At 74.3% G+C, this 1,103-nt stretch carries 2 protein-coding genes; one reads left to right on the top strand and one right to left on the bottom strand.

The annotated features are described in order from the left end of the window. The coding region (locus tag QR77_RS03015) for an ROK family protein (RefSeq protein ID WP_040019521.1) at positions 1-287 on the top strand (287 nt) is incomplete at its 5' end. Positions 288-369: 82 nt separating this feature from the next. On the opposite strand, the gene QR77_RS03010 is transcribed toward QR77_RS03015, so the two are convergent. After that, positions 370-1,103 (bottom strand): aldehyde dehydrogenase family protein (locus tag QR77_RS03010; RefSeq protein WP_150130540.1); only part of this gene is annotated, 734 nt, incomplete at its 5' end.

Raw genomic sequence — 1,103 nt, 5'->3', positions numbered from 1 at the left:
TGTTCGAGGCGGCGGCCGGCGGGCACGCCACCGCGCGGCGCATGGTGGACCTGCACTCCGCCGACATCGGCCGGCTGGTGGCCGCCGTGGTGGCGCTGCTCGATCCCGGGCTCGTGGTGCTGGGCGGCGGCGTCGGCCAGAACCAGCTCGTCCTGCTGGAGGTGCGCAGGACCGTACGCGAACTGGCCTGGGACACCGAGGTCACGGTCGGCGGGCTCGGCGACCGCGCGACCCTGCTGGGGGCGGCGCATGTCGCCGTCACGCGCGCGCTGGACTCGATGGCGTGAGCGCCCGGCCGCCCGGCGACCCGTCAGGGGCTCGCCGGGCGGCCGGGTGCTCGGCGCCGTATCCGTACGGGTACGCGACCGGTCAGTACGGGTACGCCACCGGCTCGTGCTGGACCGTCAGCCAGCGCAGTTCGGTGTACTCGTGGAGGTTGGACTCGCCTCCCGACCGCCCGCCGAGACCCGAGGCGCGGCGCCCGCCGAACGGGGCCCGCGCCTCGTCCAGGCAGGTCGTGTCGTTGACGTGCACCATGGCCGACCCGAGGCGCCGGGCGAGCCGCCTGCCGCGCTCGGGGTCGCCGGTGACGATCGCGTCGACGAGCCCGTACTCCGTCTCGTTGGCCACCGCGAGGGCCTCCTCCTCGCTGTCGACCACCATGACCGGCGCGATGGGGGCGAAGATCTCGTCCGTCCACAGCGCCATGTCGGGGGTGACGCCGGTGACCACCGTCGGACGGTGGAACAGCCCCTCGCAGCCACCGCCCTCGACCACGGTCGCGCCCGCGTCGACGGCCCGGGACAGCAGGTCCCTGGCGCGGTCGCGCTGTTCGGCGCTGATCATCGGGCCGAGACCGATGCCGTCCTCGGCCGGATCGCCGACGGTGATCCTGGCCGCCCGCGCCGCCAGGTCGGCGACGTAGCGGTCGAACACCGGCCGGAGCACGATGTGCCGGCCGGCGGTGATGCAGGTCTGGCCCTGGTAGTGGAACGCCGACCAGGCGCCGATCTGCCCCGCCTGATCCAGGTCGGCGTCCTCCAGCACGATCAGCGAGTTGTTGCCGCCGAGTTCCAGCGAGACCTTCTTGAGCCGGCCGCCCG

This window comes from Streptomyces sp. 150FB (genome assembly GCF_000818195.1).
Taxonomy (GTDB): Bacteria; Actinomycetota; Actinomycetes; order Streptomycetales; family Streptomycetaceae; genus Streptomyces.
Note: the sequence above shows the minus strand (reverse complement) of the source record. Positions and strands in the feature narration are given on the sequence as shown.